This is a genomic window from Collimonas sp. GW821-FHT07E08 (assembly GCF_059418905.1).
The window spans coordinates 42,964-69,090 of sequence record NZ_JBWKQR010000002.1; the positions used below are offsets into that span (position 1 = coordinate 42,964).

Here is a 26,127-nt window from a genome sequence, read left to right on the forward strand (position 1 = left end):
CTGCGTATCGGGGGCTTATTGAGGGGCTCAGACGCGGTGATAAGGATGATTCTGGGTAATCGACCAGGCCCGGTAGAGCTGTTCCGCTAGCAGCACCCTGACCATGCCGTGCGGCAGCGTCAGGCTGGAGATGCGCAGCAGGCTGTCGGCGCCGGCCTTGAATTCAGGATCGAGGCCGTCGGCGCCGCCGATGATGAAGGCGACATCGCGCCCATCGCGCTGCCATTGGGTCAGCTGCTGCGACAACTGGACGCTGGTGAGGTCTTTGCCGCGTTCATCGAGGGCGACGATGCGCACGCCTTTCGGCAGCACCGCCTCGATCCGGCTGCGTTCCAGCGCCATGGCTGTTTCCGCGGTCTTGCTGCCGGAACGTTCGACCGGCTTGATTTCCTTGAGGACGATGCGGCAGTCCGGCGGCATGCGTTTCGCATACTCGCCGAATCCGCTTTCTATCCATGCCGGCATTTTATGGCCGACCGCAGCGATGATGAGCTGCATGGGGATGCTATGGCCGCGGCAGCTTATTCAGCTGCCTTGGTTTTTGCCGGAGCGCGCTTGACAGCGGGTTTCTTGGCTGGCGCTTTCTTTGGCGCCGCAGTCTTCTTCGGCGGGATCGAGCTCTTCGACGGCGCTACCTTGATGGTTTTGCCGACCGCCTTCTTGGCGCCGTCAGTCTTGACCGGTTTCTTGCGCGCAGGCGCTTTTTTCGGTGTGTCGTCTTCCGGCTTCAATGCCTGCGAAGTCGTCAGGTGGCGCGAAATCTTCTTCGGCGCTTCTTCTTCGGCTGCGGTGCGGGTGGAAATCCGCTTGGCGGCGCCGAACTTGACTTCCTTGTCGCCCCAGATTTCTTCCAGACGGTAATACGCGCGGATCGCCGGCTGCATGATGTGCACCACCATGTCGCCCATGTCGACCAGTACCCATTCGCCGGTGTCTTCGCCCTCGACGCTGAGGATGGTGCCGCCGTTTTCCTTGACCTTGTCGCGTACCGAGGCGGCCAGCGCCTTGGTCTGGCGGTTGGAGGTGCCGGAAGCGATCGCGATGCGGTCGAACAGGCCGGTCAGGTGGACCGTGTCGTAGACGCGGATGTCTTGTGCTTTGACGTCTTCGAGTGCATCGATGACGAGACTTTGTAGTTTTTTGATATCCATTTAATTCTTATAGAGATGATGTTGTTCAATATAGTCCAGTACTGCGGCCGGGACCAGCGTGTCGGGTCTTTTTGCGTTGTGCAGCGCGGCACGAATTTCCGTTGCCGAAATGTCTACAGCCAGGTTCTGCGCCAGGTAGGTCAAACCGTGCGCGCTCTGGCGAATCTGTTCCGGGGTGGCGGCGCGGCGTGTGAATTCGCGCGTGACCTCGGCTGGAACCTGCGATGCATCCATGGCGAACCCCGGCCGCGAAGCAACGCCCAGGTGGGCATAGTCAAACAGGCGGTCCCAGCCTTGCCAGGTATTCAAGTGCTGCAACTGGTCTGCGCCCATCAGGAATACGATAGACGCCTGCGGTCCAAGTTCGGACCGCAAGGCTTGCAGCGTATCTATCGTATACGTCGCGGTGTGCCGCCGGATTTCCTGCTGGTCGATCACCAAAGGCACGCTTTGCCGGCTGAATGCACGCTCTACCATCGCCACCCGCTGTTCCGGCGTGGCTTCCAGCCCGTGCTTTTGCCATGGGTTGCCGGCAGGAATCACCCGCAATTCATCCGGCGCCAGCAAGGTCACGAAGTACTTCGCCAGCGCGACATGGCCATTATGGACCGGATCGAAGCTGCCGCCGAGAACCGCAATGCATGGCCGGAGCTGGGCCGCGGGATGAACAGGCTGGCTGGATGTCACAGGGGAGCTGCCCATCACACCCACTCGCGATGGATCAGAAAATCGGTGTACAGCTTGGCTTCCGGGCTTCCTGCCGCCGGTTGCCAGTCGTAACGCCACTTGACCACGGGCGGCATCGACATCAGGATGGACTCGGTACGTCCCCCGGATTGCAGACCGAACAAAGTGCCGCGATCATACACTAAATTGAACTCGACATAGCGGCCGCGGCGATATGCCTGGAAATCCCGCTCGGTTTCGCCGTAGGCAATATCCTTGCGGCGCGCCAGGATCGGGGCATATGCAGGGATGAAGGCATTGCCCACGCTTTGCATCATGGCGAAGCTGCGGTCGAAGCCCAGCTGGTTGAAATCGTCGAAGAAGATGCCGCCGACGCCGCGCGGTTCCTTGCGGTGTTTCAGGTAGAAGTAGTCGTCGCACCATTGCTTGAAGCGCGGATACAGCTGCTGGCCGGCCTCGCTGTCAAAAGGGGCAAGGGCGTCGCGGCAGCTGCGGTGGAAGTGTTCGACGTCTTCGGTAAAACCGTAATACGGGGTCAGGTCGATGCCGCCGCCGAACCACCAGACCGGTTCCTGGCCTTCTGCGCTGGCGATAAAGAAACGCACGTTCATGTGCACGGTGGGGGCAAACGGATTGCGCGGATGCATCACCAGCGACACGCCCATGGCTTCCCACTGGCGGCCGGCCAGTTCAGGCCGGTTGGCGGCGGCCGACGGCGGCAGGCTCTTGCCCATCACGTGCGAAAAGCCGACGCCGCCGCGTTCCAGCACATTGCCTTCTTCGATGATGCGCGAATTGCCGCCGCCGCCTTCGGCGCGCTGCCATTGGTCGCTGCCGAACTGCTTGCCGTCGATCTGCTCCAGCGCCGCGACGATGCGCGCCTGCAGGTCGAGCAGATAGGATTTGACGGCGCTGGCCGGATTGCCGGCGGTGATGTGTGAGCTCATCGTGGAGTGATGTAGTGAATCTTGTTTAATCAATTGGGGCCAGGGTTGTCCGTCCTTGCCTGACGAAAACCACTGGCCCCAACTTCTTGATGCAGCAGAAAATGCTAGTAGCCCGCCCGATCAGGCATGTTTCTTCAATGCCCGCCAGCCGATATCGCGGCGGAACTGGGCGCCGTTGAAATGAATTGCGTCGACCACGTTGTATGCCTGTTTCTGCGCCATCTTGACGCTGTCGCCCAGGCCGACCACGCACAGGACGCGGCCGCCGGAAGTGGTCAGGCGCTCGCCGCTGAGGGTGGTGCCGGCATGGAAGGTGACCGCGTCGGCGGTCTCGGCGGGAATCCCGGAAATCAGGTCGTCCTTGCGCGGCGCGTCGGGATAACCGGCCGCGGCCATCACCACGCCGAGCGCGGTGCGGCGGTCCCATTCCAGCTCGATCGTATCCAGCGTGCCGTTGACGGCGTGTTCCATCACCGCCAGCAGGTCGGTTTTCAGGCGCGCCATGATCGGCTGGGTTTCCGGATCGCCCATGCGGCAATTGAATTCCAGCGTCTTCGGATTGCCCTTGTCGTCGATCATCAGGCCGGCATACAGGAAGCCGCTGAACGGAATGCCGTCCTTGGCCATGCCTTGCACGGTGGGCGTGATGATTTCGCGCATGACGCGGGCGTGCAGCGCCGGCGTCACGATAGGCGCCGGCGAATAAGCGCCCATGCCGCCGGTGTTCGGGCCCTGGTCGTCATCCTTGAGGCGCTTGTGGTCCTGGCTGGTGGCCAGCGGCAAGATGTGCTTGCCGTCGACCATGACGATGAAGCTGGCTTCTTCGCCTGCCAGGAATTCTTCGATCACCACGCGCGCGCCGGCATCGCCGAGGCGGTTATCGGACAGCATCATGTCGACCGCGCCATGCGCTTCGTCGATGGTCATCGCAACCACTACGCCTTTGCCGGCAGCCAGGCCGTCGGCCTTGATGACGATCGGCGCGCCTTTCTGGTCGATGTAGCGGTGGGCGGCGCCGACATCGGAGAAGGTCTGGTATTCGGCGGTCGGGATGTGGTGCCGCTGCATGAACGACTTGGCGAAATCCTTGGAGCTTTCCAGCTGCGCCGCTTCCCGCGTCGGTCCGAAAATCTTCAAGCCGCGGTCGCGGAAAACGTTCACGATGCCGGCCGCCAGCGGCGTCTCCGGCCCGACCACGGTGAGCGCGACATGTTCGCGCTCGACGAAATCGGCCAGCGCCGAAGGATCGGTGATGTTGATGTTTTCCAGGCGCTGGTCCAGCGCGGTGCCGCCGTTGCCGGGCGCCACGAAGACGGTTTGGATACGCGGTGATTGGGCGATTTTCCACGCCAGGGCATGCTCACGGCCGCCAGAGCCCACTACCAGAATTTTCATATAAACGATCCGAGTCAGTCTTCGATTACTGCGTTGCTGTAAATTTCCTGCACGTCGTCCAGGTTTTCCAGGGCGTCGAGCAGCTTTTGCATCTTGACCGCGTCGTCGCCCGAGAATACGGTTTCGGTCGCCGGCTTCATGATGATTTCCGCCATTTCGGCCTTGAAGCCGGATTTTTCCAAGGCGCCTTTGAGCGCGGCAAAATCATGCGGTGCGGAAATGACTTCGATCCCGCCTTCGTCGTCGGTGATGACATCCTCGGCGCCGGCTTCCAGCGCGGCTTCCATCAGGGCATCTTCATTGGTGCCCGGCGCGAACAGCAGCTGGCCGCAATGCTTGAACATGAAAGCCACCGAACCTTCGGTGCCCATGTTGCCGCCGAACTTGGAAAACGCGTGGCGCACTTCGGCCACGGTGCGGATTCTGTTGTCAGTCATGCAATCGACAATGATCGCGGCGCCGTTGATGCCGTAGCCTTCGTAGCGCACTTCCTCATAGTTGACGCCTTCCAGGCCGCCGCTGCCGCGCTGGATGGCGCGGGTGACGTTATCCTTCGGCATATTGGCGTCGGACGCCTTGTCAACCGCCAGCCGCAGGCGCGGATTGGCGTCGATGTCGCCGCCGCCCATGCGGGCCGCAACCGTGATTTCCTTGATCAGCCGCGTCCAGATCTTGCCGCGCTTGGCGTCGGTGGCGGCCTTCTTGTGCTTGATATTGGCCCATTTGCTGTGTCCAGCCATGTTGATTCTTTCTTGCTTGAGTTAGCTATAATCAAAGCGCAATTTTACCATAATGCACTTTCGTGAAATCCATTGAAATCCACTTAAAACGTCCGCCAAACCATGTCAAATCCCCTCCCGATCGCCAAAAACGCCCAGCATGACCTGGCGCTCCTGCCCGCACTGGTGAACCGCCATGGCTGCATCACCGGCGCCACCGGCACCGGCAAGACCGTCACCCTGCAGGTGATTGCGCAAGCGTTGTCGGATAGCGGGGTGCCGGTTTTCATGGCGGACGTCAAAGGCGACCTGTCCGGCATGGCCAAGGCCGGCGCGGCCTCGGACAAGCTCAAGCAGCGCCTGCAGGCGCTCGGCATGGCCGAGCCGCAGTGGGCCGCCACGCCCGTGACTTTCTGGGATGTGTACGGCGTGCAGGGGCATCCGGTGCGGGCCACCATCTCCGACATGGGGCCGCTGCTGCTGGCGCGCATGCTCAACCTGAACGATACCCAGCAGGGCGTATTGCAGCTGGTGTTCAAGATTGCCGACGACAATGGCTTGCTGCTGCTGGACCTGAAGGACCTGCGGGCAATGCTGCAGCACGTCGGCGACAACGCCGCCAGCTTCCAGACCGAATACGGCAATATTTCCGCTGCCAGCATCGGCGCCATCCAGCGCGGCCTGATCGGCATCGGCGAACAGGGCGGCGAGCAGTTCTTCGGCGAACCGATGCTGAACATCGACGACCTGATCCAGACCGACGGCCGCGGCAAGGGCGTGGTCAACATCCTGGCGGCGGACAAGCTGATGAACGCACCGCTCCTGTATTCGACCTTCCTGCTGTGGATGCTGTCGGAACTGTTCGAGCGCCTGCCGGAAGTCGGCGACCTGGAAAAGCCGAAGCTGGTGTTTTTCTTCGACGAAGCCCATCTGCTGTTCAGCGAAGCGCCCAAGCCCCTGCTGCAAAAGATCGAGCAGGTGGTGCGCCTGATCCGCTCCAAGGGCGTCGGCGTGTTCTTCGTCACGCAAAACCCGCTGGATATTCCCGATACCGTGCTGGGCCAGCTAGGCAACCGGGTGCAGCATGCGCTGCGGGCGTATACGCCGCGCGACCAGAAAGCGGTGCAGGCGGCCGCCGAGACCTTCCGCGCCAATCCTGACTTGAATACCGCGCAAGTCATCAGCGAGCTCGGCGTCGGCGAAGCGCTGGTGTCTTTCCTCGATGAGAAGGGGCGGCCGAGCATCGTCGAGCGCGCCTTCATCCTGCCGCCGGCATCGCAGATCGGGCCGATCAGCGACGACGAACGCAAGCAGCTGATTGCATCGTCGATCGTCGCCGGGGTGTATGAAACTGCGGTCGACCGTGAATCCGCGTACGAAAAGCTGAAAGGGCGGGTGGCGGCCGCTCCGGCCGGCAAGGACAGCGCCGGTGCGGGTGCGGACTCTGCCGGCAGCTCGTGGGGCAGCGTGCTGGGCGGCCTGCTCGGCGGCGGTTCCGGGCGCAAGGACAGCGTGGTGCAGGCGGTGGTCAAGTCCGCTGCGCGCACCATCGGATCGCAGGTCGGGCGCGAATTGATACGCGGTGTGCTGGGATCTCTGCTGAAGAAGAAGTGAAGAATAAGTGAGATTGACCATCACCAATGATCGCGTTTGCGGGCCGCGGCAGGAGGCAGTTTTTTTCCTAACCATTGCCTTAGCAACGCGATCTTCACATACCCATTACAATTCCACCATGGGCAAACAATGAGCGGCAAGTTGCAGCCTGGCGGCCGCCAGGCTTTTCTTGGCGGCTTGGCAATTGCAATTGCCGGCGCCATCCTGTTTTCTGCCAAGGCCATTGTCGCCAAGCTGATTTACCGTTATCCGGTCGACGCCGTATTGCTGATCACGTTTCGCATGCTGTTCGCCTTGCCCCTGTTCGCCGCGGTGGCATTGTGGAAGGCGCGCAGCGAAGCGCCGCTGGCGAACCAGGACCGGGTGCGGATCGTGGTGCTGGGATTGATCGGGTATTACCTGTCGAGTTTTCTCGATTTTCTCGGCTTGCAGTATATTTCTGCCGGGCTGGAGCGCCTGATACTGTTCTTGACGCCCTCGTTCGTGCTGCTGATGTCGTTCCTGTTTTATGGGCGCCGGGTGACCTGGCTGGAGTGGGGGGCTTTGCTGATTTCCTACCTGGGGACGGTGCTGGTGTTCCTGCACGATGTGCGCCTGGGAGGAGCGAACGTCGGCCTCGGCAGTGCGCTGGTGCTGGGGGCGGCGATCAGTTACGCGCTGTACCTGATGCTCTCCGGGGAACTGGTGAGCCGGGTCGGGGCGATGCGGCTGGTGGCGTATGCAATGTGCGTATCGTGCGCCGCCTGCATCTTGCAGTTCTTGCTGTTGCGGCCGTGGCAGGTCCTGTTGCAGCAGCAGCCGGCGGTGTATGGCTTGTCGGTCATCAATGCCGTGTTTTGCACGGTGCTGCCGGTATTCCTGACCATGGTCGCGGTGGCCCGCATCGGCCCTGCGACTGCGGCGCAGGCAGGCATGGTGGGGCCGGTCTCCACCTTGTTCCTGGGGGCACTGATTTTGGCGGAACCGGTTACGGCGATCCAGCTGACCGGGACCGGGCTGGTGTTGGCGGGTATTTACCTGATTTCGAAAAAGAAATCATAGGGATCTAAAACAGCAACGACAATTAAAAAAGCGGCGATTTGGCGCATATTTGGAGGTGAGAGCAATCATGGTAAAAGCAATCAGGATGTCGCGGACCGGTGGCCCGGAAGTGATGGAATATGTCGACGTGGAAGTCGGTGACCCGGGACCGGGCGAAGTGCGGATACGGCATGTCGCTTGCGGCCTGAATTTTATCGACGTCTACTTCCGCAGCGGCCTGTATCCGCAGCCGTTGCCAGGCGCCCTGGGACAGGAAGCCGCCGGCGTGATCGAAGCAGTCGGTCCGGGCGTGCAGCATGTCAAGGTGGGCGACCGCGTGTCATACGCCACGCGCCCGAATGGCGCCTATTCCGAGGCGCGCGTGATGCCTGCCGCGTTCCTGGTCAAATTGCCGGATTCCATCAGTTTCGATACCGCCGCCGCGATGACGTTGCAAGGCTTGACGGTGCAGTACCTGTTCCGCCGCACGTTTCCCTTGCGCGGCGGCGAAACCATCCTGTTCCACGCCGCCGCCGGCGGCGTCGGCCTGATCGCCAGCCAATGGGCCAAGGCATTGGGCGTGACCATGATAGGCACGGTCAGCTCCGATGAAAAAGCGGCGCTGGCGAAGGCAGCCGGCTGCGCCCATGTGATCAACTACAAGACCGAGAATTTCGTCGAGCGGGTGCGTGAAATCACCGGCGGCAAAGGCGTGCCCGTGGTCTACGATTCGATCGGCAAGGATACTTTCATCGGTTCGCTGGACAGCCTGGCGCCGCTCGGCACCATGGTCAGTTTCGGCAACGCTTCCGGTGCGGTGCCGCCGTTCAGCCTGAACGAACTGGCGTCGCGCGGCTCGCTGACCATTACCCGGCCGTCGCTGCCGAGCTATATCGCCAGCCGCGCCGACCTGGATACGGCAGCGGCCGACCTGTTCCAGATGGTGGACAGCAAAAAAATCACGATTGAAATCAATCAGCGCTATGCCTTGAAAGACGTGGCGCAAGCGCATATCGACCTGGAGTCGCGCAAGACCACGGGCTCCACCATCCTGATCCCCTGAGGCATGCATGAACGACCCCTTGAAACAGCAGCCGGATGCGCAAAATCCGATGAACCACCCGGAGGAGCAGGCCAGCGGCAGCGAGGGTTCGCCCAAGTTCGGCCGCCTGCTGATCGTACTGGTGCTGGCGGTCATCCTGATCGGTTTCATCACGTTTGCCAGCGAATGGTTTTATAGCTGACTCCGCGCCCCATGAAAAACGGCCTGTGGTCCCTGGGAAAAGGGAGCACAGGCCGTTTTGCCGCCGACAGGCTTCTATCTATTTCTGGTCTTCGACTTTCAATTCAACCTGGTGCGGCACGCCGCTCTTGCCAGGGAAGTCGGTGAATGCGCTGCGCACCATGTACGGCATCACGGCCGGCAAGGAATTCACCTTGCCTTCGCTGGAGACCGTGACGTCATACAGTTTCTGGCCGTTGCCGGCGCGCGTGATGGCGATGTTCAGGTGGCGCTGGAACAGCTGGTAGTTGTATTCGCGCTGGCCGATCACCTGCGGTGCGTACCAGAACGGATCGTAATACGGGCTGTAGAACCTTGGGCCGCCCCAGGCATAGGGCCCGTAAGGGCCGTACCACATGGGGTCCGCCACTACCGGCTCGACCACATGGACATCGCGCGCGGCAATGCCGTAGTTCAGCGCGACCTTCAGCTGCGGCGAGGCGCTGCCGGCTGGCACGAATCCCAGGCGCTGCAGCTCCTGCCGCACCAGGTTTTCGTAATTGCGATATTCCAGGTCATTGTTTTGCGCCGCCGTAGTGTCGAACACATAGGACTTGTCCGGCAAATCGGCCGGCCATTCGTTGAAGGCGGTGACGTCGCTGCGGATGACCGTGGCGCAACCGCCCAGCAGCAATGCACATGCGGCCAGACAGAGACTGATGATACGTTTCATTGTGATTCCTCTTGGTGGGGGATTGCAGGCCGGTCCAGTGGTTTGCCCGATTGGCGGTATCCGGTAGCGGCGGCTGCGGTGACCATTTTAGCCAAGTCTTCATGGTGCTGCTCTATGGCATTGCCACTATCTGTCAGCTGAGAAATGGCGTTTGCTGTCTGATCCATGAAAATCATGTATTTATATTAATTTTAAACGAATTCCCTGGCCAGGGCGATCTTTGCAGTTTGCTATCGATGAATCGCCGGCGGGTCGGCAATCCGCAGCAAATTGCATGATGCTTTGCGCTTTGATTGGTAGAATCACTGTCTGCCCGAATTATTGAGACTGACCAGCCACGTTATTAAGCAGGCCGCCAGGCGATCCCTGGCAGGCCTGCTTAGTTGCCGACTGTAGTTACCAACCATAGTTATCAACCGTAGTCATCGATATTAACCGTCACTCCACTACTTCCTATGCGCACAGATACCTCCGCCACGCCACCAACCATCCTTCGTAAGGATTACACCGTTCCTGCCTTCCTGGTCGACACGGTCGACATGGGCTTTGACCTTGATCCTGCCGCTACCCGCATCGCCACCCGCATCTCGATGCGGCGCAACCCGGCCAGCAGCAGCAAGGAAATCGTCCTGTTCGGCGAAGAGCTGGAGCTGGTGCAGCTGCGCCTGAACGGCAAACAATTGAAACCCGGCCAGTACCAGCTGGAGGCCGGCAAGCTGCGCATCGCTTCGGCGCCGGCCAAGGTAGTGCTGGAAATCGAAACGCTGACCAGCCCGGAAAAAAATACTTCGCTGATGGGTTTGTATGTATCCAACGGCAATTTCTTCACCCAATGCGAAGCCGAAGGTTTCCGCAAGATCACCTATTTCCCTGACCGTCCCGATGTGATGGCCAAGTACACCGTCATGCTGCGCGCCGACAAGAAAAAATATCCGGTGCTGCTGTCGAACGGCAACCTGATCGAGGAAGGCGACCTGGCGGACGGCCGCCACTACGCCAAGTGGGAAGATCCGTTCAAGAAACCTTCCTACCTGTTCGCGCTGGTAGCCGGCAAGCTGGTCTGCCAGGAGCAAAAGCACACGCTGAAATCCGGCCGCGAAGTATTGCTGCAAGTATGGGTCGAAGACGGCAACCTGGACAAGACCCAGCACGCCATGGATTCCCTGGTCAACAGCATCCGATGGGATGAAGAGCGCTTCGGCCTGGAGCTCGACCTCGACCGCTTCATGATCGTCGCCGTCGGCGACTTCAACATGGGAGCGATGGAAAACAAGGGCTTGAACATTTTCAACACCAAGTATGTGCTGGCCAATTCGCGTATCGCCACCGATGTCGACTACGCCAATATCGAAGCGGTGGTCGGCCACGAATATTTCCACAACTGGACCGGCAACCGCGTCACCTGCCGCGACTGGTTCCAGCTGTCGCTGAAAGAGGGCCTGACCGTATTCCGCGACCAGGAGTTTTCGGCGGACATGGTCGGCACCGACAGCGGCCGCGCCGTCAAGCGCATCGACGACGTGCGTGTCTTGCGCCAGGCCCAGTTCCCGGAAGATGCCGGCCCGATGGCGCACTCGGTGCGGCCTGACTCCTATGTCGAAATCAATAATTTCTACACCGTCACGATTTATGAAAAAGGCGCCGAAGTGGTACGCATGTACCAGACCTTGTTCGGCCGCGACGGTTTCCGCAAAGGCATGGACTTGTATTTCGAGCGGCATGACGGCCAGGCGGTAGAGTGCGACGATTTCCGCGCCGCGATGGTCGACGCCAACGGCCGCGACCTGAGCCAGTTCGAGCGCTGGTACAGCCAGGCCGGCACGCCGCGGGTGCAGGTACAGAGCAAGTACGACGCCGTCAAGAAAACCTACGAGCTGACGCTGACGCAGACCTGCGCACCGACCTCGGGCCAGGCCAAGAAGCTGCCGTTCCATATTCCGGTTGCCGTCGGCCTGCTCGACAGCAAGGGCAAGGACATGCCGCTGCGTTTGCAGGCCGACGGCAAGGGCCAGGGCGGCGCCGCAACCACCCGCGTGCTGGAATTGACCAAGGCGCAGCAGACCTTCCGTTTTGTCGACGTGGCGGAACAGCCGGTGCCGTCGATCTTGCGCAGTTTTTCGGCGCCGGTGGTGCTGGATGTCGAATACAGCGATGCCGAACTGGCTTTCCTGCTGGCGCACGACAGCGATCCGTTCAACCGCTGGGAAGCCGGCCAGCGTCTCGCTACGCGCAGCTTGCTGGCGCTGACTGCAGCGGTGCAGGATGCAGGGCAAGCCGGCCATGTGGCGGCGCTGCAGGATATCTTGGACAATGCGGCCTCCAATAGCGCAGCGTTGGGCACGGCGTTCGGCCTGATCCTCAACGATGCGAAGCTTGACGCGGCTTTCCGCGAACTGGCCCTGACCTTGCCGTCGGAAGTCTTGCTGGCAGAGCAGACCGAAGTGATCGATCCGCAAGCGATCCACCAGTCGCGCCAATACCTGCGCGGCAAGCTGGGACAGGCGCTCAAGGATGACCTGCTGGCGGCTTACCACGCCAATCAGACGCCTGGCGCATACAGCCCGGATGCCGAAGCATCCGGCAAACGCGCATTGAAGAATGCCGCCTTGTCGTACCTGATCCAGGCCGACGACGAAGCTGCGCATGCGCTGGCCCAGCAGCAGTACGACAACGCCAACAACATGACCGACCGCCTCGCCGCACTGGTGGCGCTGACTAACAGCAGCGCGCCAGGCAAGGCTGCCGCCCTGGAAAAATTCTATAAGGATTTCGAGCAGGAAGCGTTGGTCATCGACAAATGGTTCGCCTTGCAAGCGACGGCTTACACGGCCGATGTCGCGGCGATCCGCGCCTTGTTGGAGCATCCGGCGTTCACGCTGAAAAACCCGAACCGCGCGCGCAGCCTGATTTTCAGTTTCTGCAGCGGCAACCCGGCCAATTTCCACGCGGCCGACGGCAGCGGCTACGCATTCTGGGCCGACCAGGTGATCGCACTCAACGGCGTCAATCCGCAAGTAGCGGCGCGGCTGGCGCGCAGCCTGGACCGCTGGCGCAAATATGCGCCGGCGCTGCAGGAAAAGATGCGTGCGGCCTTGCAGCGCGTCGCCGCGGCGCCTGACTTGTCGAAAGACGTACTGGAAGTCGTCGGCAAAGCGCTCGCCAACTGATTTTTTACCGTTTCCCAACCGGCAGCGGGAAGGTTTCCGCCGCCGGCCGGGGACGGCTACAACAAAGAAAGAGCAATATGAAACGTATTAGTCTTACCCAGCACCTGATAGAGCAACAACGCTTGCACAACAGCATCCCGGCCGAACTGCGGCTGCTGATCGAAGTGGTCGGGCGCGCCTGCAAGACCATCAGCCACGCCGTCGGCAAGGGCGCGCTGGGCGAAGTCCTGGGCAGCGCCGACAGCGAGAACGTGCAAGGCGAAGTGCAGAAGAAACTGGACATCATTTCCAACGAAATCCTGCTGGAAGCCAATGAGTGGGGCGGCCACCTGGCGGCCATGGCTTCGGAAGAAATGGAATCGATACACCCGATTCCCAACCGCTATCCGCAAGGCGAATACATGCTGCTGTTCGATCCGCTCGACGGTTCCAGCAACATCGACGTCAATGTCTCGATCGGCACCATCTTCTCCGTGCTGAAAGCACCGGACGGCATGAAATCGCCGACCGAACAGGATTTCATGCAGTCTGGCCGCAAGCAGGTCGCCGCCGGCTACGCCGTCTACGGCCCGCAGACCATGCTGGTGCTGACCACCGGCAATGGCGTGGATTGCTTTACCCTGGACCGTGAAATGGGTTCGTGGGTCCTGACCCAGCGCGGCATGCAAATCCCGGCCGAGACCAAGGAATTTGCGATCAACGCTTCCAACGCGCGCCACTGGCACCCGCCGGTCACGCGTTATGTCAACGAAATGCTGGCAGGCAGCAGCGGGCCGCGTCAGAAAGATTTCAACATGCGCTGGATCGCATCGATGGTGGCCGACGTCCACCGCATCCTGAACCGCGGCGGCATCTTCATGTACCCGGCCGATGCGCGTGAACCGGACAAGCCAGGCAAGCTGCGCCTGATGTACGAAGCCAACCCGATGGCCTTCATCGTCGAGCAGGCCGGCGGCGCCGCCACCGACGGCAAGCAGGCGATCATGGATATCCAGCCCGAGAAGCTGCACCAGCGCGTGCCGGTCTTCCTCGGTTCGAAGAGCGAAGTCGAACTGGTGACCCGCTACCACCAGGAATAAGCAGGAAGGTTCTCCGCGAAGCCCGGCGCAGATGCAGCGCCCAGGCGCTTCGCGGAGCGCCATGACGGCAAAACGCCAGACTTAGTGTAGTACTTTGCAAATAATGGAGCTTCAGAAACGGCGTCTTTTCGCGCCATGCGTCGTTGCAAATCCTCGCGATAGCACTGCTATCGCTCCGGTTCTGAAGCTCCATTACTTACAAAGCACTACACTGATAAAATCGCACACTTGCGGCAAAATTTATCCATAAAGACAAGAGGAACAGATTGAAAACAGCACTAATCGGAGATAAAGACATCCCCGAGTTCGACCACGACATCATGGCCAACCTGCTGATCACGTCGACAGAACTGAACGTCGTCAGGCAAGAACAGATATTGCTCGGCATCCGCAATGCGAAACAGGAAATCTACCGTGTCATCGGCGCCTCCAGCAGCAAGCAGTTCAACAATGCCGCGGAAGAGCTGGAAGACCTGGGTTTGAGCAATGAACTGGAAGAAGCAGATCGCGCCAAGAATGGCTACGATGCGATTTTCGGGCTGACCGAGTAATTCCGGCCTGTAAATACAGCCAGCTGCTGTCGGCTCTGCGAGCTGGCAGGGTTGGACGGACAAGATGTCCACCGCCCTTTGTCCTCCATCCTGTGCCGCTTTTCTCGCGGCGCGTCGATATCTGCCGGCCTTTCCCGGCCAGTTTTTCTCCAAGATCCTGATGGCCCCGCTGCCTCGATCGCGATAAACAATCCAGAAGTACTGCATTTTTGACTTCATTATATTTCCATATAGAAATATAATGGCCGCTGCGCTCAACTAGAGGAACTGAATAATGAAAGCAGTCATTGCACTCACGGTGCTAACGCTCATTATCATGGCTGTGATTGCTGTGGTTACCAGGGAGAAGCAGGCGAAGCTGCAAAAGCGGCGCGAATACGTCAAGAAAAAGCCGATGTCGAACAATGAACAGATCATGTACTGGCGGCTGGTAGGCGCGTTGCCGGACCACATGGTGCTGGCGCAAGTCGGGCTGAGCCGCTGCCTGGGCACCAAGGACAGCGCCGGTCTCGACAGCCTGACGGCAAAGAACCTGGATTTCGTGATTTGCGACAAAGCCAGCGATGTAGTCGCGGTGATCGAGATAGACAACAAGAATCACAACAGCAAGACCGTCAGCAAAGAGGATGAAAGAAAGTACAAGGCGCTGAAAAAGGCCGGTATCGATATCATCCGCTGGCGCGCAAATTCATTGCCAAGCGAAGCTGACATCAGGGAACGCTTCACGCTGCTCGATCCCAGCAAAAAATTGAGGGTGGTGAAAAGCAGGAGCCATCAGACCAGCATATTCGGCATCGGCATCGGCAAATACCGCAACACCGGCGCCGGTTGAGCCGGCAGGTCGCGGCGCTGCCGCTTCATGTTGTAATCACGCAGTTGCGGCCCTGGTTCTTGGCGCGATAGAGGCGCTCGTCGGCGGCGCGGAAAATCGTGTCGATGGTGCTGCCGTCGCGGCCGAACTGCGATACGCCGATGCTGACCGTGAGTATCACCTTAGGTATGACGATGCTGTCGAACACGGCGTTTTCGGTGGCTGACCTGATGCGCTCGCCGATCACCACTGCAACGTCCAGCGAGGCTTGCGGCAGCAAGACCATGAATTCTTCGCCGCCCATGCGCGCTACGCTGTCATAGGGACGGATCTCTTCCAGGCATTTCTGCACGAAACCCTGCAGTACGTCGTCGCCCACCTGATGGCCGTAATGATCGTTGATGGCCTTGAAATTATCCAGGTCGAGGGCGAGCAGGGAAAACGACAGGTTATCCCGCCTGGACCTGGCGATTTCGGCATCCACCCGCTCGATGAAATAGCGGCGGTTGGCGGCGCCGGTCAGGGGATCGGTCGAGGCCAGGTGCTCCAGCATGCGGTTGCTGTGCTGCAGCTCCTGCAGCGCGCTTTCGGTCCGGACCATCGCCATCGCCAGCCGGTTCACCATTTCTTCCTGGTTGTAGATCGTGGCGAATGAACGGGTGGTATGGAAGGCCTGGATGATGCCGTAGCTGAGGAAGAAAAATCCGCCGGCGAAGATGGCATGCGCCAGCCACCACATGTGATTCCACGGGCGGCCGAGAATGAACGCCAATGACGACAGGCCGAACAGGGCGATCGAAATGCCGAAGATCGTCATCAGCGGCGAGCGGATCCGGCCGGCCAGCATGAGGATGATGTTGACCGCGCAGAAAAACAGGGCGCCGCCCTCCATTGTCAGCCGCACCGCAGGACTGCCTGCAATCGCCGAATAGGCGATGGACGCCACTGCGATATCGATCAGCAGAAACGCCGCGATCCATATCCGCCATGGACGCGGATTGGTGCGCAGCTCGCGAGCGTCCGGTTCCTGGTTGAAGGATAACAAGCCGACCAGCAGCAGGATCGCCATCGCCAGGCGGGACGCCGGGCCATACAGCAGGAACAGCCAGATATTGTGATGCGCCATGCCGGTGAAGATGCCGTGCAGGGCGTAGATCAGGGTGAATCCTAAAAACCCCAGGGTAAGCCAGCGCAGCAGCGGCTCTCCCGAGGACAGGTAGCAACGCCAGCTGACGTAAGTGACAAAAATGCCCTCCAGGGTAGCGGCGGCAATCGCGATTTCGTGGAACAGGTGGTCTTCGAATTTGAGCCCGGGATCCTGGAAGAAATACAGGTAGGCGATCAGGATAGCCGGCGATAGCGCAAAGCCCGCGATCAGCAAGCGTGAATAGATTTTTGTCACCCGGCGGATTGCTTCCGGCTGCCCGCCGATTTTTACGCTCATGTCCATATGCATCCTTACCGAGATGATGGTTCCATCATTAAACGGCGGCACGTCTGTTCACAAAACACTAGGGCCTGTTAACAGGCTCTAGTCAAGAGCAGGTTGCTGAAAGCAAAGTAACAGCTACTCTTATATCACGTAGGCCTTTGCGATGTAAGTGCTTGCGAAATTGACATTTTAACCGCCGGCCGGAGCGCTGCCAGAGCACGATCATGACCGCGGCATCGAAGCGGCTGCTTGCAGCCGCCGCAGCCTATATCATGGTGGGAATTTTAAACGGAGCGCTGCCATGGTCGAACAGTCAGGAAACGGTGAATTTGCCAGCTTGCGGGAGGAAGTCCGCCAGTTCGTCGCCGAGCGCGACTGGGATCAATTCCATACCCCTAAAAACCTGTCGGCGGCGCTGTGCGTCGAGGCGGCCGAGTTGCTGGAACATTTCCAATGGCTGCCAACCGGCAGCGGCGATGAGCTCGCCCCAGGCAAATTGCAGCAGGTCCGGCATGAAATGGCCGACGTGCTGGTCTACCTGGTGCGCCTTGCCGACAAGCTCGACATTGACCTGCGCGCGGCCGTGTCAGAAAAAATGGTCCTCAACCGACTTAAATATCCTGCCGATAAAGTGCGCGGGGATGCGCGCAAGTATTCCGAATACAAGGACGCCTAGTGTTTCCCGGGCCTGGCAATCCGGCCGTTTTCCAGGCTGGAGGTGTTCAGGCATTCTCCTTCCGCCCAGGTTGCCTGCAGCGTGGCGCGCAGGTTGCGCAGGTGCTGGTGCTGCTCGCGCAGCGTGTCCATCAGCTGCTCGATTTCCTTGAGCCGGCCATCCAGTTTGCCTATCAGGTCGTCCTTGGACAGTTCCTCGTTGCTGGCGAATACGCTGCGGATAGCGTCCAGCGAAAATCCCAGGCTTTGCGCCATCTGGATCCGCCGCAGGCGTTCGATGGCAGCCTCGGCATAGTCGCGGTAGCCGTTGGCGCCGCGTTCAGGCTTGGGCAGCAGGCCGCTTTGTTCGTAATAGCGGATGGCCGAGGGGGCCATGCCGGTTTTATCCGCCAGTTCACCAATCTTCATATCGCTTGACCTTCAAGTTGACTTCAAGCTTAGCATACCGTATTTCCTCCTTTTGCTAGCGCATCCATCATGACTTCGACCATGTTTTCACCTTTGCAACTGCCGAACGGCAGCGCCTTGCCCAACCGCCTCGCCAAAGCCGCCATGGAAGAAAACATGGCCGACAGCGGCCAGTTGCCCGGCACCGCCATCCACCGGCTTTACCGCGCCTGGGCCGACGGCGGCGCCGGCCTGATCATCACCGGCAACGTCATGATCGACGGCCGCGCCCTGACCGGGCCGGGCGGCATCGTGCTGGAAGCCGATACTCCCCTGCAGCCTTTCAAGCAGTGGGCAGAAGCGGCGAAACACAAGGGCGCGCAAGTCTGGATGCAGCTCAACCATCCGGGACGCCAGGTGATGGCTGCCATGGGCGGCACGGCGTGGGCGCCGTCGGCGCTGGCGCTGGACATGGGCAAGCACAGCAAGCTGTTTGTGCAACCGAAAGCGATGAGCGATGCGGAGATCCAGGAAGTCATCAAGCGCTTTGCCGCCAGCGCCGCCGCTGCCGAACGGGCCGGGTTCAGCGGCGTCGAAATCCACGCCGCGCACGGCTACCTGATCTCCCAATTCCTGTCGCCCCTGAGCAATCGCCGCCAGGACGAGTGGGGCGGCAGCCTGGAAAACCGGGCGCGCTTGCTGCTGCATGTGGTGCGCGCGGTGCGGGCTGCGGTTGCGGCTGGATTCAGCGTGGCGGTAAAGCTTAATTCTGCCGATTTCCAGCGCGGCGGTTTCAGCGAGGACGACGCCAGGCAGGTCATCCTCTGGCTCAACGAATTGCAGGTGGACCTGGTCGAGCTGTCCGGCGGCAGCTACGAGAGTCCGGCGATGCAGGGCCAGACTGCGGATGGCCGTACCTTGGCGCGTGAAGCCTATTTCCTGGAGTTTGCCAAAGAACTGGCCGCCGTCGCCCGCATGCCCGTGATGACTACCGGCGGCATCGGCCGCAAGGCGGTGGCGGAGCAGGTGCTGGCCAGCGGCGTGGCGGTGGCGGGCATGGCGACGGCGCTGGCGATCGCGCCCGATTTGCCTGCGCAATGGCTGGCCGGCGGCGACCAGTCTGCGCGCGGTCCGGCGGTGGAATGGAAGGACCAGATGATGGCGGCGCTGGCGCGCATGGCCTTGGTCAAGCGCCGCTTGCGCTCGCTCGGCGCCAGCCGGGCGGCAGCGGGGAATCATTCGGCGCTGCTGACCCTGGTCATCGACCAGTTGCGTACGCGCCGGCTGACGCGGCGCTACCGGCGCTGGTCGCAGGCGCGGGCCTGAATCTGAAACTGTGCGCTACAAGCTGATCTTGCCGCGGCCGATTTCGATGACCTTGCCGCCCACCTGGATGGCGCGGTCGGCCGTCACCTTGAGCCGCAGCAGGCAAGGGCGCTGCACCGCTTCGCCTTGCGCGATCTGATATTCGGCAGGCAGGGGATGGCCGTTGGCGATCAGCCAGCCGCCGAGATTGGCGCAAGCCGATCCGGTGCCCGGATCTTCGGATACGCCGCCGCCCTGCTTGGAAAAGAAGTAGCGGGACAATACCTGGCCCGGCCGGTCAGGATCGAAGGCAAACACGTAGACGGTCTTGCGCTCCAGGCTGCTCTCGGGCCAGGCATCGAGATGTGCGCTGTCAGGGCTGGTGCGGCGCACGGCGTCCATGCTGCGCAACGCTACCAGCAACTGGTCGGCGCCGGTGTCTATCCATGCCGGTGCGGCCAGCAGATCGTCTTCGTTCAGGCCGAGCAGCGCCGCCATCTCGGCTTGCGTCAGGTTTGCCGGCGCCGTTTTCAATCCGCCGCCTTGAGGCGCGGTGAAGGTCCAGACGTCGCAGTCGGCGGACACCGGGACCACACCGGCTGCAAATTCCAGCGACAGCGTGTCGCCGGCGCCGGCAAGGTCGCGCACCACGTGCGCGGTGCCCAGCGTCGGATGGCCGGCAAAGCGCATTTCATAACCCGGCGTAAAAATCCGCACACGGGCAGCGGCGTTCTCGGACGGCAGGATAAACGTGGTTTCCGAGAGGTTGAACTGCAGCGCCAGCGCCCGCATGGTGGCGTCGTCCATGCCGCGCGCGTCTTCAAACACGCAGAGCTGGTTGCCGCCGAAAGTGGATTCTGCAAAGACATTGAGAAGACGGAATGCGTATGATGGCATGGGAATCTTGCTGGGTTGGGGAGCCTGCAATTCTAGCAGCTAGCCGGAGTTACCGATCCAGTTCATGGTGTTTCAAATACTCCATGTCTTGCAGCGGCGAGGCCCCGAACAGCCGGCGATACTCCCGGCTGAATTGCGACGGACTTTCATAACCCACCTTGAACGCCACCGTGGCGGCTTCGATGTTGCCGCTCAAGAGCAGCTTGCGCGCTTCCAGCAAGCGTATCTGCTTTTGATACTGCAATGGGCTCATGACGGTGATGGCCTTGAAGCGGTGGTGCAGGTTCGACACGCTCATGCTGACCGTCTTGGCCAGTTTCTCGATCTGCATCGGTTCGGCGTAGTTGGTCTTGATCCAGTGGATCGCCTGGTTGACTCCTTTTTCCTGGTAATGGGCCAGCACGGTCTGGCCCAGCACGTCGCCGTCTTTGGCGGTGATAAGGCGATACAGGATTTCCTGCTTGACCAGGGGCGCCAGCGCGGCCAGGTCGCGGGGTTTCCTCAATAGCCGCAACAAACGCAGGAATGCATCCTGCAGTTCATCATCCGATTCCTCCACATAGGCGCCGGCGCGCGAGCGGGAATTCTTGGGAACCGGGATGTTGCTTTCGATAACCTGCGCTGCTATTTCCTTGGCGTCCAGGTCGATCCTTATCCCAAGATAAGGCTGCGCGGCAGACGCTTCCACCACCTGGCCCGAAACCGGCATATCGATTGCGGACAGCACATAACTGCCGCTGCCGTAGTGCGTGATCTCGGTCCCTATCAATACTTTTTTTGTCCCCTGCAGCACCAGGCACATCGACGGCTCCAGCATGCCTCTGCTGAGTTCGGTGGGGCGGGTGAAACGGATGAACGAGAGATAGGGCAGCGCCGTGGATACGTCGCGCTGCTCTTCGGGAATGTTGACGAAATGGCCAAGCACCTCCGCCCGCAAGAGATCCAGCAGGCTGGAGGAGTGCATCGGGGCATTGCCGCTATTGCGCATTTTCATTGCTTGTTTCACCGTGACCCATGACCGCTTTCGGCTCCAGGTAGGCTTCAAGTCCGTAGGTGCCGAATTCCCGGCCGATGCCGGATTGCTTGAATCCGCCAAACGGCGCTCTGGGTTCATCATACATGCCATTGATGAACACCCGGCCGGCGACGATCCGGGCCGCCACCTTGTTTGCCCTGCCGACGTCGGCCGAACTGACGAAAGCGTGCAAGCCATAGACCGTATCGTTCGCGATGTCGATGGCTTCCGCCTCGGTTGCATAGCTCAGGATGACCAGCACCGGCCCGAAAATTTCTTCTTGCGCGATCCGCATGTCCGTGGTGACGTTGGCGAACACCGTGGGTTGCACGAAATAGCCCTGCTCCAGGCCGGCCGGATGGCCTGCGCCGCCGACCAGCAGCTCCGCGCCTTCTTCCACGCCCAGGCGGATGTAGCGTTGCACCCGGTCATATTGGGTTTGCGTGACCATCGGCCCGATCGCCGTGTCGGGGTTGTGCGGATCCCCCACTTGCAAGGCTTGCATCGCTTTTGCTGCCAGGCGCTTGACTTCATCCAGGCGACTCGCAGGAACGATCAGGCGGGTGCCTGCCATGCACGCCTGGCCGCTGTTGACGGTCGCCGCCGCTATTGCGATTGGAATGGCCTGTTCCAGGTCAGCATCATCCAGGATCACGTTCGGAGATTTGCCGCCAAGTTCAAGGGTAACCCGCTTCATGGTGTCGACCGCGCCGCGCGCGATGGTTTTGCCGACATCGGTCGAGCCTGTGAACGAAATCTTGGCAATGTCGGGATGGCGGGTCAGTTCCGCGCCGACCGTGGCGCCGCGGCCGGTGACAATGTTGAACACGCCGGCCGGCAAACCGGCAGCATGCAGGCACTCGGTCAGCAGCTGGGTTTGCAGGGCACTCAATTCGCTGGGCTTGATCACGGCAGTGCTGCCGGCGGCAATCGCCATGGCCAGCTTGCTGCAGATGAAACCGTAGTTGGCGTTCCAGGGAGTGATGAGGCCGACCACGCCGAGCGGCTCCAGCACGACTTTGGAGATGCCGACATGCTTGACGAAATCGAATGTCTTCAGCAGTTCCTTCGCTTGAAGAAAGCTGTTGGCCGCGCGCTGCGTGGTTGCATTGCTCGTGCGGTACGGACCGCCGTATTCTTCGATCATGGTGTCCCGCAGTTCGTCCGAGCGGGCTGCTACGGCGTCGTGCATGCGCTGCAGATACGCCATGCGCTGTTCCTTGGTGGTTTGCGAAAAACTCTTGTAGGCAGCCTTCGCCGCTGCAATCGCGGCTTGTGCATCCTGTTCATCGGCGAGCGTGACTTTGCCGATCACCGCCTTGGTCGATGGATTGACGAGTTCGAGTATTTCCGTGCCGTGGGGTTTGATGAATCTGCCGTTGATATAGATATGGTCTACCGTTTTCATGGGATCTCCGCTGATGGATAAAACGTTGATCTCATCATAGGCGGGCAGGCATCGGGCAGGGTAGACCAATGCTGTGCGAGGATTGCCTGATTCTGCCGAATCGGCATGTGGCGGACGGCAATGCCGATGGTGTGGAGCACCTGCAAATAGCGCTTTGGCGGCGGCCGGTCCGGGATGCATGCCGGATGCTGTCTCCGAATTCCAACAAGAGTGTTAATTCTTGCAAAGTTTCCGGATTAAGAATATTTCCTGTTGGTAATTAACGAGGCTGGCCGTTATGATTTGATAAGATTTGCCTTCGGGTAAAATATAGCGTTAAATATTGTTTAAATAACATTTAACAGTAACGGTTCAATTTCGAGGAACCCCGCATGAGCAGTTTGCCTCAATCCATCCTGGCCTTGGTGCAGGATCGCCAGCATAACCGGATATTGCGCCTGTCTTTCCCCCATGGCGACGGGCCGCGCACGACATTGGTGGCGAATCGCCTCGAAGCCGAAGAAGGCTTGTCCCGCGATTTCGAATACAGGGTTGAAGTGCTGGCAGACGACGCCAGCATCCCGCTCAAGGAAATCCAGGGCAAGATGGTGACCGTGGAACTGGTGCGCGGCGATGGCAGCCTGCGCTATTTCAACGGCTATGTCTTTGAATTCCGGCTGGCCCGGACCGACGGCAGCGTGGCGTTTTACTCGATGGTCCTGAAGCCGTGGCTAGCCTATCTCCGGCTCCGCAAAAACAATCTCCTGTTCCATGGCAAGACGCTGAACGAGCAAACGCAAAACATCTTCAGCGATTACGGCGCGCATGCCGACTGGGATTCACGCGTCAAGGGCAACGACCTGCCGTTTACCATGGCTTGCCAGTTCGACGAATCCGATCACAACTATCTGCACCGGCGCTGGGAAGCCGCGGGCTGGCACTACTGGTATGAGCATTCCGAGAAGGGGCATCAGCTGGTCCTGTCGGACGATTCGACGCAGGCCGAACCGATCGCCGGCAGCAGTTCGGAAATCCGTTTCCAGCGCCACGCCGGGGCGCAGGAAGAAGACGCCATCGGCGAATGGACGCCGGTGCGGCAGATCGTCCCGGGCCGGGTCGCCCTGTCGGGATTCAATTTCAAGGCGCCGATCCCGGCCAACCTCGACATCCCGACCATCAACCAGCAAGGCGACGTGCTCGATGTCGAGTCGTACGAATACGCGGGCGCCTATGGTTTCAAGGACCGCCAGGATGGCGATGCCATGGCCAAGCGGCAGATGGAGCAGATTGAAGCCAGCGGCAAGCATGTGGCGGCGGCAGGCAACAGCCGCTTTGCCGTGCCGGGGCGTTCGTTCGTGCTGACCGGCCACTTCAACGTCGGCGCTTCCGGCCAGGCGGGAGGATCGGGCAAGAATGAGTTCCTGATCGTCAGCGTGGTCCATAGCGCCAGCAACAATTACCTGCAGCAGGCTGACCAGCCGGCTGCCTATGACAACCGCCTGATCTGCATCCGCAAGAGCATCCCGTGGCGTCCGGCGCGCGGCTTCAATAGCGTCGACACCAGGATCCAGGCGCCGCAGACGGCGACCGTGGTCGGGCCGGCCGGGCAGGATGTCTACGTCGACGAATTCGCCCGGGTCAAGCTGCAATTCCATTGGGACCGCATCGGCGCCAATGATGAAAAGAGTTCGGCCTGGGTGCGTGTCGCCAGTCCTTGGGCCGGCAGCGACCTCGGCTCCATCTCGACCCCGCGCATCGGCTCCGAATGCATCGTCCAGTGGCTGGACGGCAATCCGGACCATCCGATCATCACCGGCGCCGTCTACAACCAGAGCAACATGCCGCCATGGCAACTGGCCGGCCAGCAGGTCCTGACCGGCATGCGCAGCCGCGAGTTCGGCAATGGCGGCAACGGCCGCAGCAACCACCTGATCCTGGACGACACCAACGCCAAGATCCAGGCGCAGCTCAAGAGTGACCATCAGCACAGCCAGCTCAGCCTGGGCAACATCACCCGCATTGAAGACAATGCCGGGCGCAAGGATTTCCGTGGCGAAGGATGGGAGTTGCGTACCGACGGCCATGGCGTCGCCCGTTCCGCCAAGGGCATGCTGATCACTACCGAGGCGCGCGCCAATGCGGCTTCGCATATCAAGGACATGGGCGAAACGGTGCAACGCTTGTCGCAGGCAACGGACGGCCATCAGGCACTGGCCGAATTGGCCGAACAGAGCGGCGCCCAGGAAGCGCCTGCACAGCAAACCGATGTTGCGCAAGCGCTCACAGGCCAGAACCAGGCAATCCAGGGCGGCGCTGCCGAAGGCGGGGACAGTTTCCCCGAGCTGGCGGCGCCGCACCTGGTGCTGGCCAGCCCGGCCGGGATCGAAACGACGACCGCGCAGTCGATGCATATCGCCAGCACCCAGCATACCGCGATCAGTTCCGGCAAGAGCCTGTCGATCGCCAGCGGCGACAGCCTGTTTGCCAGCGTTGCCCAGACCTTCCGCCTGTTTATCCATAAGGCCGGCATGAAAATGATCGCAGCCGCAGGCGATATCGACGTCAAGGCGCTGTCGAACAATATCAACCTGCTGGCCAAGCTGAACATCAGCGTGACTGCCGAGCGCGTCACTATCACGGCGAAGGAAGAAGTCTTGATCAACGGCGGCGGCAGCTATGTCAAGCACAATGCCGGCGGCATCGAATACGGCACCAATGGTCCGCATCTGGTGCATGCGGCGAGCCGCAGCTGGCCTGGGCCGAAAAGCTTGCCGGTCAAGACCCAGCCGGACATCTGCGTCAGCTGCATGCAGGAAGCGAATCAGCAGGCTTCCACGCTGACCAAGCGGCTCTGAATGGATATGACATGAGCGCTCCGTTACACGTAGTTCCAGGTTCGGCAGAATCAACGCCATCGCATGATCCGCAACAATTCCTGGATGAAGTCGCGCAGGCGCTGAGCCACGATTTGCGCATCCTGCTGCGGCCGCCGCGCACTGCCCAGTGTTACGCGCTGGTCAACGCAGGGCAATGCGCGCCGGGCAGCATCGCCAAGCTCATCGCTGACCACGAACTCGATGCGGAGCCTTTGTTTGCCCACACGGCAGAGGATGCGCACGTGGACCAGGGGCCATGGCTGTTGCGCTTGCCGCCGCAACCGTCGGACGCTTTGCTGCTGCGCCTTGCCACCGATGCCGGCAGCAGACAGGCGCTCAGCGTGATCGCCAGTCCGCTGCGCACCCATGTGCTGTGCGCCCATCTGCGCAGCTGGTTCAACGGCCTGCTGGAAGATAAATCGCAAGTGCTGATGCGTTATTTCGACCCGCGCATCGGCCTGGACATGGTCCAATGCTGGCCGCAACCGGTACGCCAGCAATTCCTCGGCGCGATGCAATGGTGGGCAAGCTGGGATCATTTGTTCACGCCGCGCGTCATCCGCGGCGCAGCGCAGCCGCAACCGGCCGCGCTCAGCGAACCGCTGCCAATCGGCGCCGAACTGCAGCTGGCGCTGGATCGCCTGAACCACGCCGAGCGGCTGCAAGCCCTGATCCTGAAAGAAGATACCGATCCCGGCGAGCTCGACCACATCGCCGCGCCTGTGCTGCGCGTGATTGCCCATCTACAGCTGAAGCTGGCCGAGCAGCTGGATTTGAGCGAATGGAGCGACCAGCGGCTGCTGATCGCGCTTGGTTTGCGGATGCACCCGCGCGCTTGCGACGAGCCGCAGCTAAACGCCTTGCTGCGCGCCAGCGCCGCTGCAAAAGAATCGATCGCTGCTGTCATCGGGCGCATGCCCGCGGCGTATTGGGAAGGGCAGCAGGCCGATGCGCCGCGCAGCCTAGCGCTTCTCTCAGAAAAAATACTGACCCCGTTACGCCTGCGCCGCGCTGGAAACGTTTCCAGCCATCCGCTAGCGTCATTGGCCTAATACTT

At 60.8% G+C, this 26,127-nt stretch carries 24 protein-coding genes; 12 read left to right on the forward strand and 12 right to left on the reverse strand.

The annotated features are described in order from the left end of the window. Nucleotides 1-27: 27 nt before the first annotated feature. The 6 genes from rlmH to AC07RZ_RS02790 form a co-directional block, all read right to left on the reverse strand. Nucleotides 28-498, reverse strand: a complete 471-nt coding sequence (gene rlmH / locus AC07RZ_RS02765; protein WP_014005034.1) for a 23S rRNA (pseudouridine(1915)-N(3))-methyltransferase RlmH — start codon at nucleotides 496-498, stop codon at nucleotides 28-30. Between the two features lie 23 nt (nucleotides 499-521). Further along, nucleotides 522-1,151 (reverse strand): ribosome silencing factor, encoded by a 630-nt coding sequence (gene rsfS, locus AC07RZ_RS02770; protein ID WP_092397659.1) that lies wholly within the window; start codon nucleotides 1,149-1,151, stop codon nucleotides 522-524. Further along, nucleotides 1,152-1,853: a nicotinate-nucleotide adenylyltransferase gene (locus AC07RZ_RS02775; protein WP_494666807.1), complete on the reverse strand. Its 702-nt coding sequence runs from the start codon at nucleotides 1,851-1,853 to the stop codon at nucleotides 1,152-1,154. Beyond that, nucleotides 1,853-2,785 carry an oxygen-dependent coproporphyrinogen oxidase gene (gene hemF / locus AC07RZ_RS02780; protein WP_494666808.1) on the reverse strand — a complete coding sequence of 311 codons (933 nt, stop codon included), beginning with the start codon at nucleotides 2,783-2,785 and terminating at the stop codon, nucleotides 1,853-1,855. Before hemF ends, AC07RZ_RS02775 begins: the two co-directional genes overlap by 1 nt. 120 nt (nucleotides 2,786-2,905) lie before the next feature. Then, a complete protein-coding gene (gene purD / locus AC07RZ_RS02785; protein ID WP_494666809.1) occupies nucleotides 2,906-4,180 on the reverse strand; it encodes a phosphoribosylamine--glycine ligase in 1,275 nt (424 codons plus the stop codon). Between the two features lie 14 nt (nucleotides 4,181-4,194). Beyond that, nucleotides 4,195-4,920 carry a YebC/PmpR family DNA-binding transcriptional regulator gene (locus AC07RZ_RS02790; protein WP_494666810.1) on the reverse strand — a complete coding sequence of 242 codons (726 nt, stop codon included), beginning with the start codon at nucleotides 4,918-4,920 and terminating at the stop codon, nucleotides 4,195-4,197. A 102-nt stretch (nucleotides 4,921-5,022) separates the two neighbouring features. Here AC07RZ_RS02790 and AC07RZ_RS02795 point away from each other — a divergent pair, with 102 nt between their 5' ends. The 4 genes from AC07RZ_RS02795 (at nucleotide 5,023) to AC07RZ_RS02810 (ending at nucleotide 8,777) form a co-directional block, all read left to right on the forward strand. Beyond that, on the forward strand, nucleotides 5,023-6,513 hold the full coding sequence (locus AC07RZ_RS02795) for a helicase HerA-like C-terminal domain-containing protein (RefSeq protein WP_494666811.1): 1,491 nt from the start codon (nucleotides 5,023-5,025) through the stop codon (nucleotides 6,511-6,513). 129 nt (nucleotides 6,514-6,642) lie between these two features. After that, nucleotides 6,643-7,554, forward strand: coding sequence for a DMT family transporter (locus AC07RZ_RS02800; RefSeq protein WP_494666812.1), 912 nt, complete (start codon nucleotides 6,643-6,645; stop codon nucleotides 7,552-7,554). A gap of 67 nt (nucleotides 7,555-7,621) precedes the next feature. Next, a complete protein-coding gene (locus tag AC07RZ_RS02805) occupies nucleotides 7,622-8,596 on the forward strand; it encodes a quinone oxidoreductase family protein (RefSeq protein WP_494666813.1) in 975 nt (324 codons plus the stop codon). 7 nt (nucleotides 8,597-8,603) lie between these two features. After that, nucleotides 8,604-8,777 (forward strand): hypothetical protein, encoded by a 174-nt coding sequence (locus AC07RZ_RS02810; protein ID WP_186450575.1) that lies wholly within the window; start codon nucleotides 8,604-8,606, stop codon nucleotides 8,775-8,777. A 78-nt stretch (nucleotides 8,778-8,855) separates the two neighbouring features. On the opposite strand, the gene AC07RZ_RS02815 is transcribed toward AC07RZ_RS02810, so the two are convergent. Beyond that, nucleotides 8,856-9,488, reverse strand: coding sequence for a DUF4136 domain-containing protein (locus tag AC07RZ_RS02815; RefSeq protein ID WP_494666814.1), 633 nt, complete (start codon nucleotides 9,486-9,488; stop codon nucleotides 8,856-8,858). Nucleotides 9,489-9,943: 455 nt separating this feature from the next. Here AC07RZ_RS02815 and pepN point away from each other — a divergent pair, with 455 nt between their 5' ends. The 4 genes from pepN (at nucleotide 9,944) to AC07RZ_RS02835 (ending at nucleotide 15,117) form a co-directional block, all read left to right on the forward strand. Beyond that, nucleotides 9,944-12,655, forward strand: coding sequence for an aminopeptidase N (gene pepN / locus AC07RZ_RS02820; RefSeq protein WP_494666815.1), 2,712 nt, complete (start codon nucleotides 9,944-9,946; stop codon nucleotides 12,653-12,655). A gap of 77 nt (nucleotides 12,656-12,732) precedes the next feature. Continuing rightward, the gene (locus AC07RZ_RS02825) at nucleotides 12,733-13,734 is read left to right on the forward strand and encodes a class 1 fructose-bisphosphatase (RefSeq protein WP_092397640.1); all 1,002 of its coding nucleotides are present in this window, start codon (nucleotides 12,733-12,735) and stop codon (nucleotides 13,732-13,734) included. 266 nt (nucleotides 13,735-14,000) lie between these two features. Continuing rightward, nucleotides 14,001-14,285, forward strand: a complete 285-nt coding sequence (locus AC07RZ_RS02830) for a hypothetical protein (protein WP_139220048.1) — start codon at nucleotides 14,001-14,003, stop codon at nucleotides 14,283-14,285. Between the two features lie 274 nt (nucleotides 14,286-14,559). Further along, complete coding sequence (locus AC07RZ_RS02835) at nucleotides 14,560-15,117, forward strand: DUF2726 domain-containing protein (RefSeq protein ID WP_342830562.1); 558 nt, start codon at nucleotides 14,560-14,562, stop codon at nucleotides 15,115-15,117. 25 nt (nucleotides 15,118-15,142) lie between these two features. Here the strand turns inward: AC07RZ_RS02835 and AC07RZ_RS02840 are convergent, their stop codons facing one another. Further along, on the reverse strand, nucleotides 15,143-16,546 hold the full coding sequence (locus tag AC07RZ_RS02840; RefSeq protein ID WP_425458302.1) for a GGDEF domain-containing protein: 1,404 nt from the start codon (nucleotides 16,544-16,546) through the stop codon (nucleotides 15,143-15,145). A gap of 283 nt (nucleotides 16,547-16,829) precedes the next feature. On the opposite strand from AC07RZ_RS02840, the gene AC07RZ_RS02845 reads away from it, so the two are divergent. Then, nucleotides 16,830-17,204 carry a MazG-like family protein gene (locus AC07RZ_RS02845; protein WP_144739655.1) on the forward strand — a complete coding sequence of 125 codons (375 nt, stop codon included), beginning with the start codon at nucleotides 16,830-16,832 and terminating at the stop codon, nucleotides 17,202-17,204. On the opposite strand, the gene AC07RZ_RS02850 is transcribed toward AC07RZ_RS02845, so the two are convergent. Further along, nucleotides 17,201-17,611, reverse strand: a complete 411-nt coding sequence (locus AC07RZ_RS02850) for a MerR family transcriptional regulator (protein WP_342830560.1) — start codon at nucleotides 17,609-17,611, stop codon at nucleotides 17,201-17,203. The two genes, AC07RZ_RS02845 and AC07RZ_RS02850, sit on opposite strands and share 4 nt — an antisense overlap. A 69-nt stretch (nucleotides 17,612-17,680) precedes the next feature. Here AC07RZ_RS02850 and AC07RZ_RS02855 point away from each other — a divergent pair, with 69 nt between their 5' ends. Next, on the forward strand, nucleotides 17,681-18,916 hold the full coding sequence (locus AC07RZ_RS02855) for an NADH:flavin oxidoreductase/NADH oxidase family protein (protein ID WP_494666816.1): 1,236 nt from the start codon (nucleotides 17,681-17,683) through the stop codon (nucleotides 18,914-18,916). Between the two features lie 15 nt (nucleotides 18,917-18,931). Here the strand turns inward: AC07RZ_RS02855 and AC07RZ_RS02860 are convergent, their stop codons facing one another. The 3 genes from AC07RZ_RS02860 to AC07RZ_RS02870 are packed head-to-tail and all read right to left on the reverse strand — an operon-like array spanning nucleotide 18,932 to nucleotide 22,215. Beyond that, nucleotides 18,932-19,792, reverse strand: a complete 861-nt coding sequence (locus tag AC07RZ_RS02860) for a PhzF family phenazine biosynthesis protein (RefSeq protein WP_494666817.1) — start codon at nucleotides 19,790-19,792, stop codon at nucleotides 18,932-18,934. A gap of 49 nt (nucleotides 19,793-19,841) precedes the next feature. Next, a complete protein-coding gene (locus AC07RZ_RS02865) occupies nucleotides 19,842-20,786 on the reverse strand; it encodes an AraC family transcriptional regulator (protein WP_144739659.1) in 945 nt (314 codons plus the stop codon). Beyond that, nucleotides 20,770-22,215 carry an aldehyde dehydrogenase family protein gene (locus AC07RZ_RS02870; RefSeq protein WP_494666818.1) on the reverse strand — a complete coding sequence of 482 codons (1,446 nt, stop codon included), beginning with the start codon at nucleotides 22,213-22,215 and terminating at the stop codon, nucleotides 20,770-20,772. Before AC07RZ_RS02870 ends, AC07RZ_RS02865 begins: the two co-directional genes overlap by 17 nt. A 371-nt stretch (nucleotides 22,216-22,586) precedes the next feature. Here AC07RZ_RS02870 and AC07RZ_RS02875 point away from each other — a divergent pair, with 371 nt between their 5' ends. Together AC07RZ_RS02875 and AC07RZ_RS02880 are read left to right on the forward strand one after the other, a co-directional pair. Beyond that, nucleotides 22,587-25,049, forward strand: a complete 2,463-nt coding sequence (locus tag AC07RZ_RS02875) for a type VI secretion system Vgr family protein (protein ID WP_494666819.1) — start codon at nucleotides 22,587-22,589, stop codon at nucleotides 25,047-25,049. An 11-nt stretch (nucleotides 25,050-25,060) separates the two neighbouring features. Then, nucleotides 25,061-26,122, forward strand: a complete 1,062-nt coding sequence (locus tag AC07RZ_RS02880; RefSeq protein WP_494666820.1) for a DUF4123 domain-containing protein — start codon at nucleotides 25,061-25,063, stop codon at nucleotides 26,120-26,122. The last annotated feature ends 5 nt before the right edge of the window (nucleotides 26,123-26,127 follow it).

Excerpts from the sequence above, each read along its gene's own strand:
- rlmH (WP_014005034.1), bottom strand. The coding sequence starts at position 498 with ATGCAGCTCATCATCGCTGCGGTCGGCCATAAAATGCCGGCATGGATA.
- AC07RZ_RS02825 (WP_092397640.1), top strand. The coding sequence starts at position 12,733 with ATGAAACGTATTAGTCTTACCCAGCACCTGATAGAGCAACAACGCTTG.
- AC07RZ_RS02840 (WP_425458302.1), bottom strand. The coding sequence starts at position 16,546 with ATGGACATGAGCGTAAAAATCGGCGGGCAGCCGGAAGCAATCCGCCGG.
- AC07RZ_RS02835 (WP_342830562.1), top strand. The coding sequence starts at position 14,560 with ATGAAAGCAGTCATTGCACTCACGGTGCTAACGCTCATTATCATGGCT.
- AC07RZ_RS02800 (WP_494666812.1), top strand. The coding sequence starts at position 6,643 with ATGAGCGGCAAGTTGCAGCCTGGCGGCCGCCAGGCTTTTCTTGGCGGC.
- AC07RZ_RS02810 (WP_186450575.1), top strand. The coding sequence starts at position 8,604 with ATGAACGACCCCTTGAAACAGCAGCCGGATGCGCAAAATCCGATGAAC.
- AC07RZ_RS02880 (WP_494666820.1), top strand. The coding sequence starts at position 25,061 with ATGAGCGCTCCGTTACACGTAGTTCCAGGTTCGGCAGAATCAACGCCA.
- AC07RZ_RS02775 (WP_494666807.1), bottom strand. The coding sequence starts at position 1,853 with ATGGGCAGCTCCCCTGTGACATCCAGCCAGCCTGTTCATCCCGCGGCC.
- AC07RZ_RS02865 (WP_144739659.1), bottom strand. The coding sequence starts at position 20,786 with ATGAAAATGCGCAATAGCGGCAATGCCCCGATGCACTCCTCCAGCCTG.
- rsfS (WP_092397659.1), bottom strand. The coding sequence starts at position 1,151 with ATGGATATCAAAAAACTACAAAGTCTCGTCATCGATGCACTCGAAGAC.
- pepN (WP_494666815.1), top strand. The coding sequence starts at position 9,944 with ATGCGCACAGATACCTCCGCCACGCCACCAACCATCCTTCGTAAGGAT.
- AC07RZ_RS02845 (WP_144739655.1), top strand. The coding sequence starts at position 16,830 with ATGGTCGAACAGTCAGGAAACGGTGAATTTGCCAGCTTGCGGGAGGAA.
- AC07RZ_RS02860 (WP_494666817.1), bottom strand. The coding sequence starts at position 19,792 with ATGCCATCATACGCATTCCGTCTTCTCAATGTCTTTGCAGAATCCACT.
- AC07RZ_RS02815 (WP_494666814.1), bottom strand. The coding sequence starts at position 9,488 with ATGAAACGTATCATCAGTCTCTGTCTGGCCGCATGTGCATTGCTGCTG.
- hemF (WP_494666808.1), bottom strand. The coding sequence starts at position 2,785 with ATGAGCTCACACATCACCGCCGGCAATCCGGCCAGCGCCGTCAAATCC.
- AC07RZ_RS02850 (WP_342830560.1), bottom strand. The coding sequence starts at position 17,611 with ATGAAGATTGGTGAACTGGCGGATAAAACCGGCATGGCCCCCTCGGCC.
- AC07RZ_RS02795 (WP_494666811.1), top strand. The coding sequence starts at position 5,023 with ATGTCAAATCCCCTCCCGATCGCCAAAAACGCCCAGCATGACCTGGCG.
- AC07RZ_RS02875 (WP_494666819.1), top strand. The coding sequence starts at position 22,587 with ATGAGCAGTTTGCCTCAATCCATCCTGGCCTTGGTGCAGGATCGCCAG.
- AC07RZ_RS02805 (WP_494666813.1), top strand. The coding sequence starts at position 7,622 with ATGGTAAAAGCAATCAGGATGTCGCGGACCGGTGGCCCGGAAGTGATG.
- purD (WP_494666809.1), bottom strand. The coding sequence starts at position 4,180 with ATGAAAATTCTGGTAGTGGGCTCTGGCGGCCGTGAGCATGCCCTGGCG.
- AC07RZ_RS02855 (WP_494666816.1), top strand. The coding sequence starts at position 17,681 with ATGACTTCGACCATGTTTTCACCTTTGCAACTGCCGAACGGCAGCGCC.
- AC07RZ_RS02870 (WP_494666818.1), bottom strand. The coding sequence starts at position 22,215 with ATGAAAACGGTAGACCATATCTATATCAACGGCAGATTCATCAAACCC.
- AC07RZ_RS02790 (WP_494666810.1), bottom strand. The coding sequence starts at position 4,920 with ATGGCTGGACACAGCAAATGGGCCAATATCAAGCACAAGAAGGCCGCC.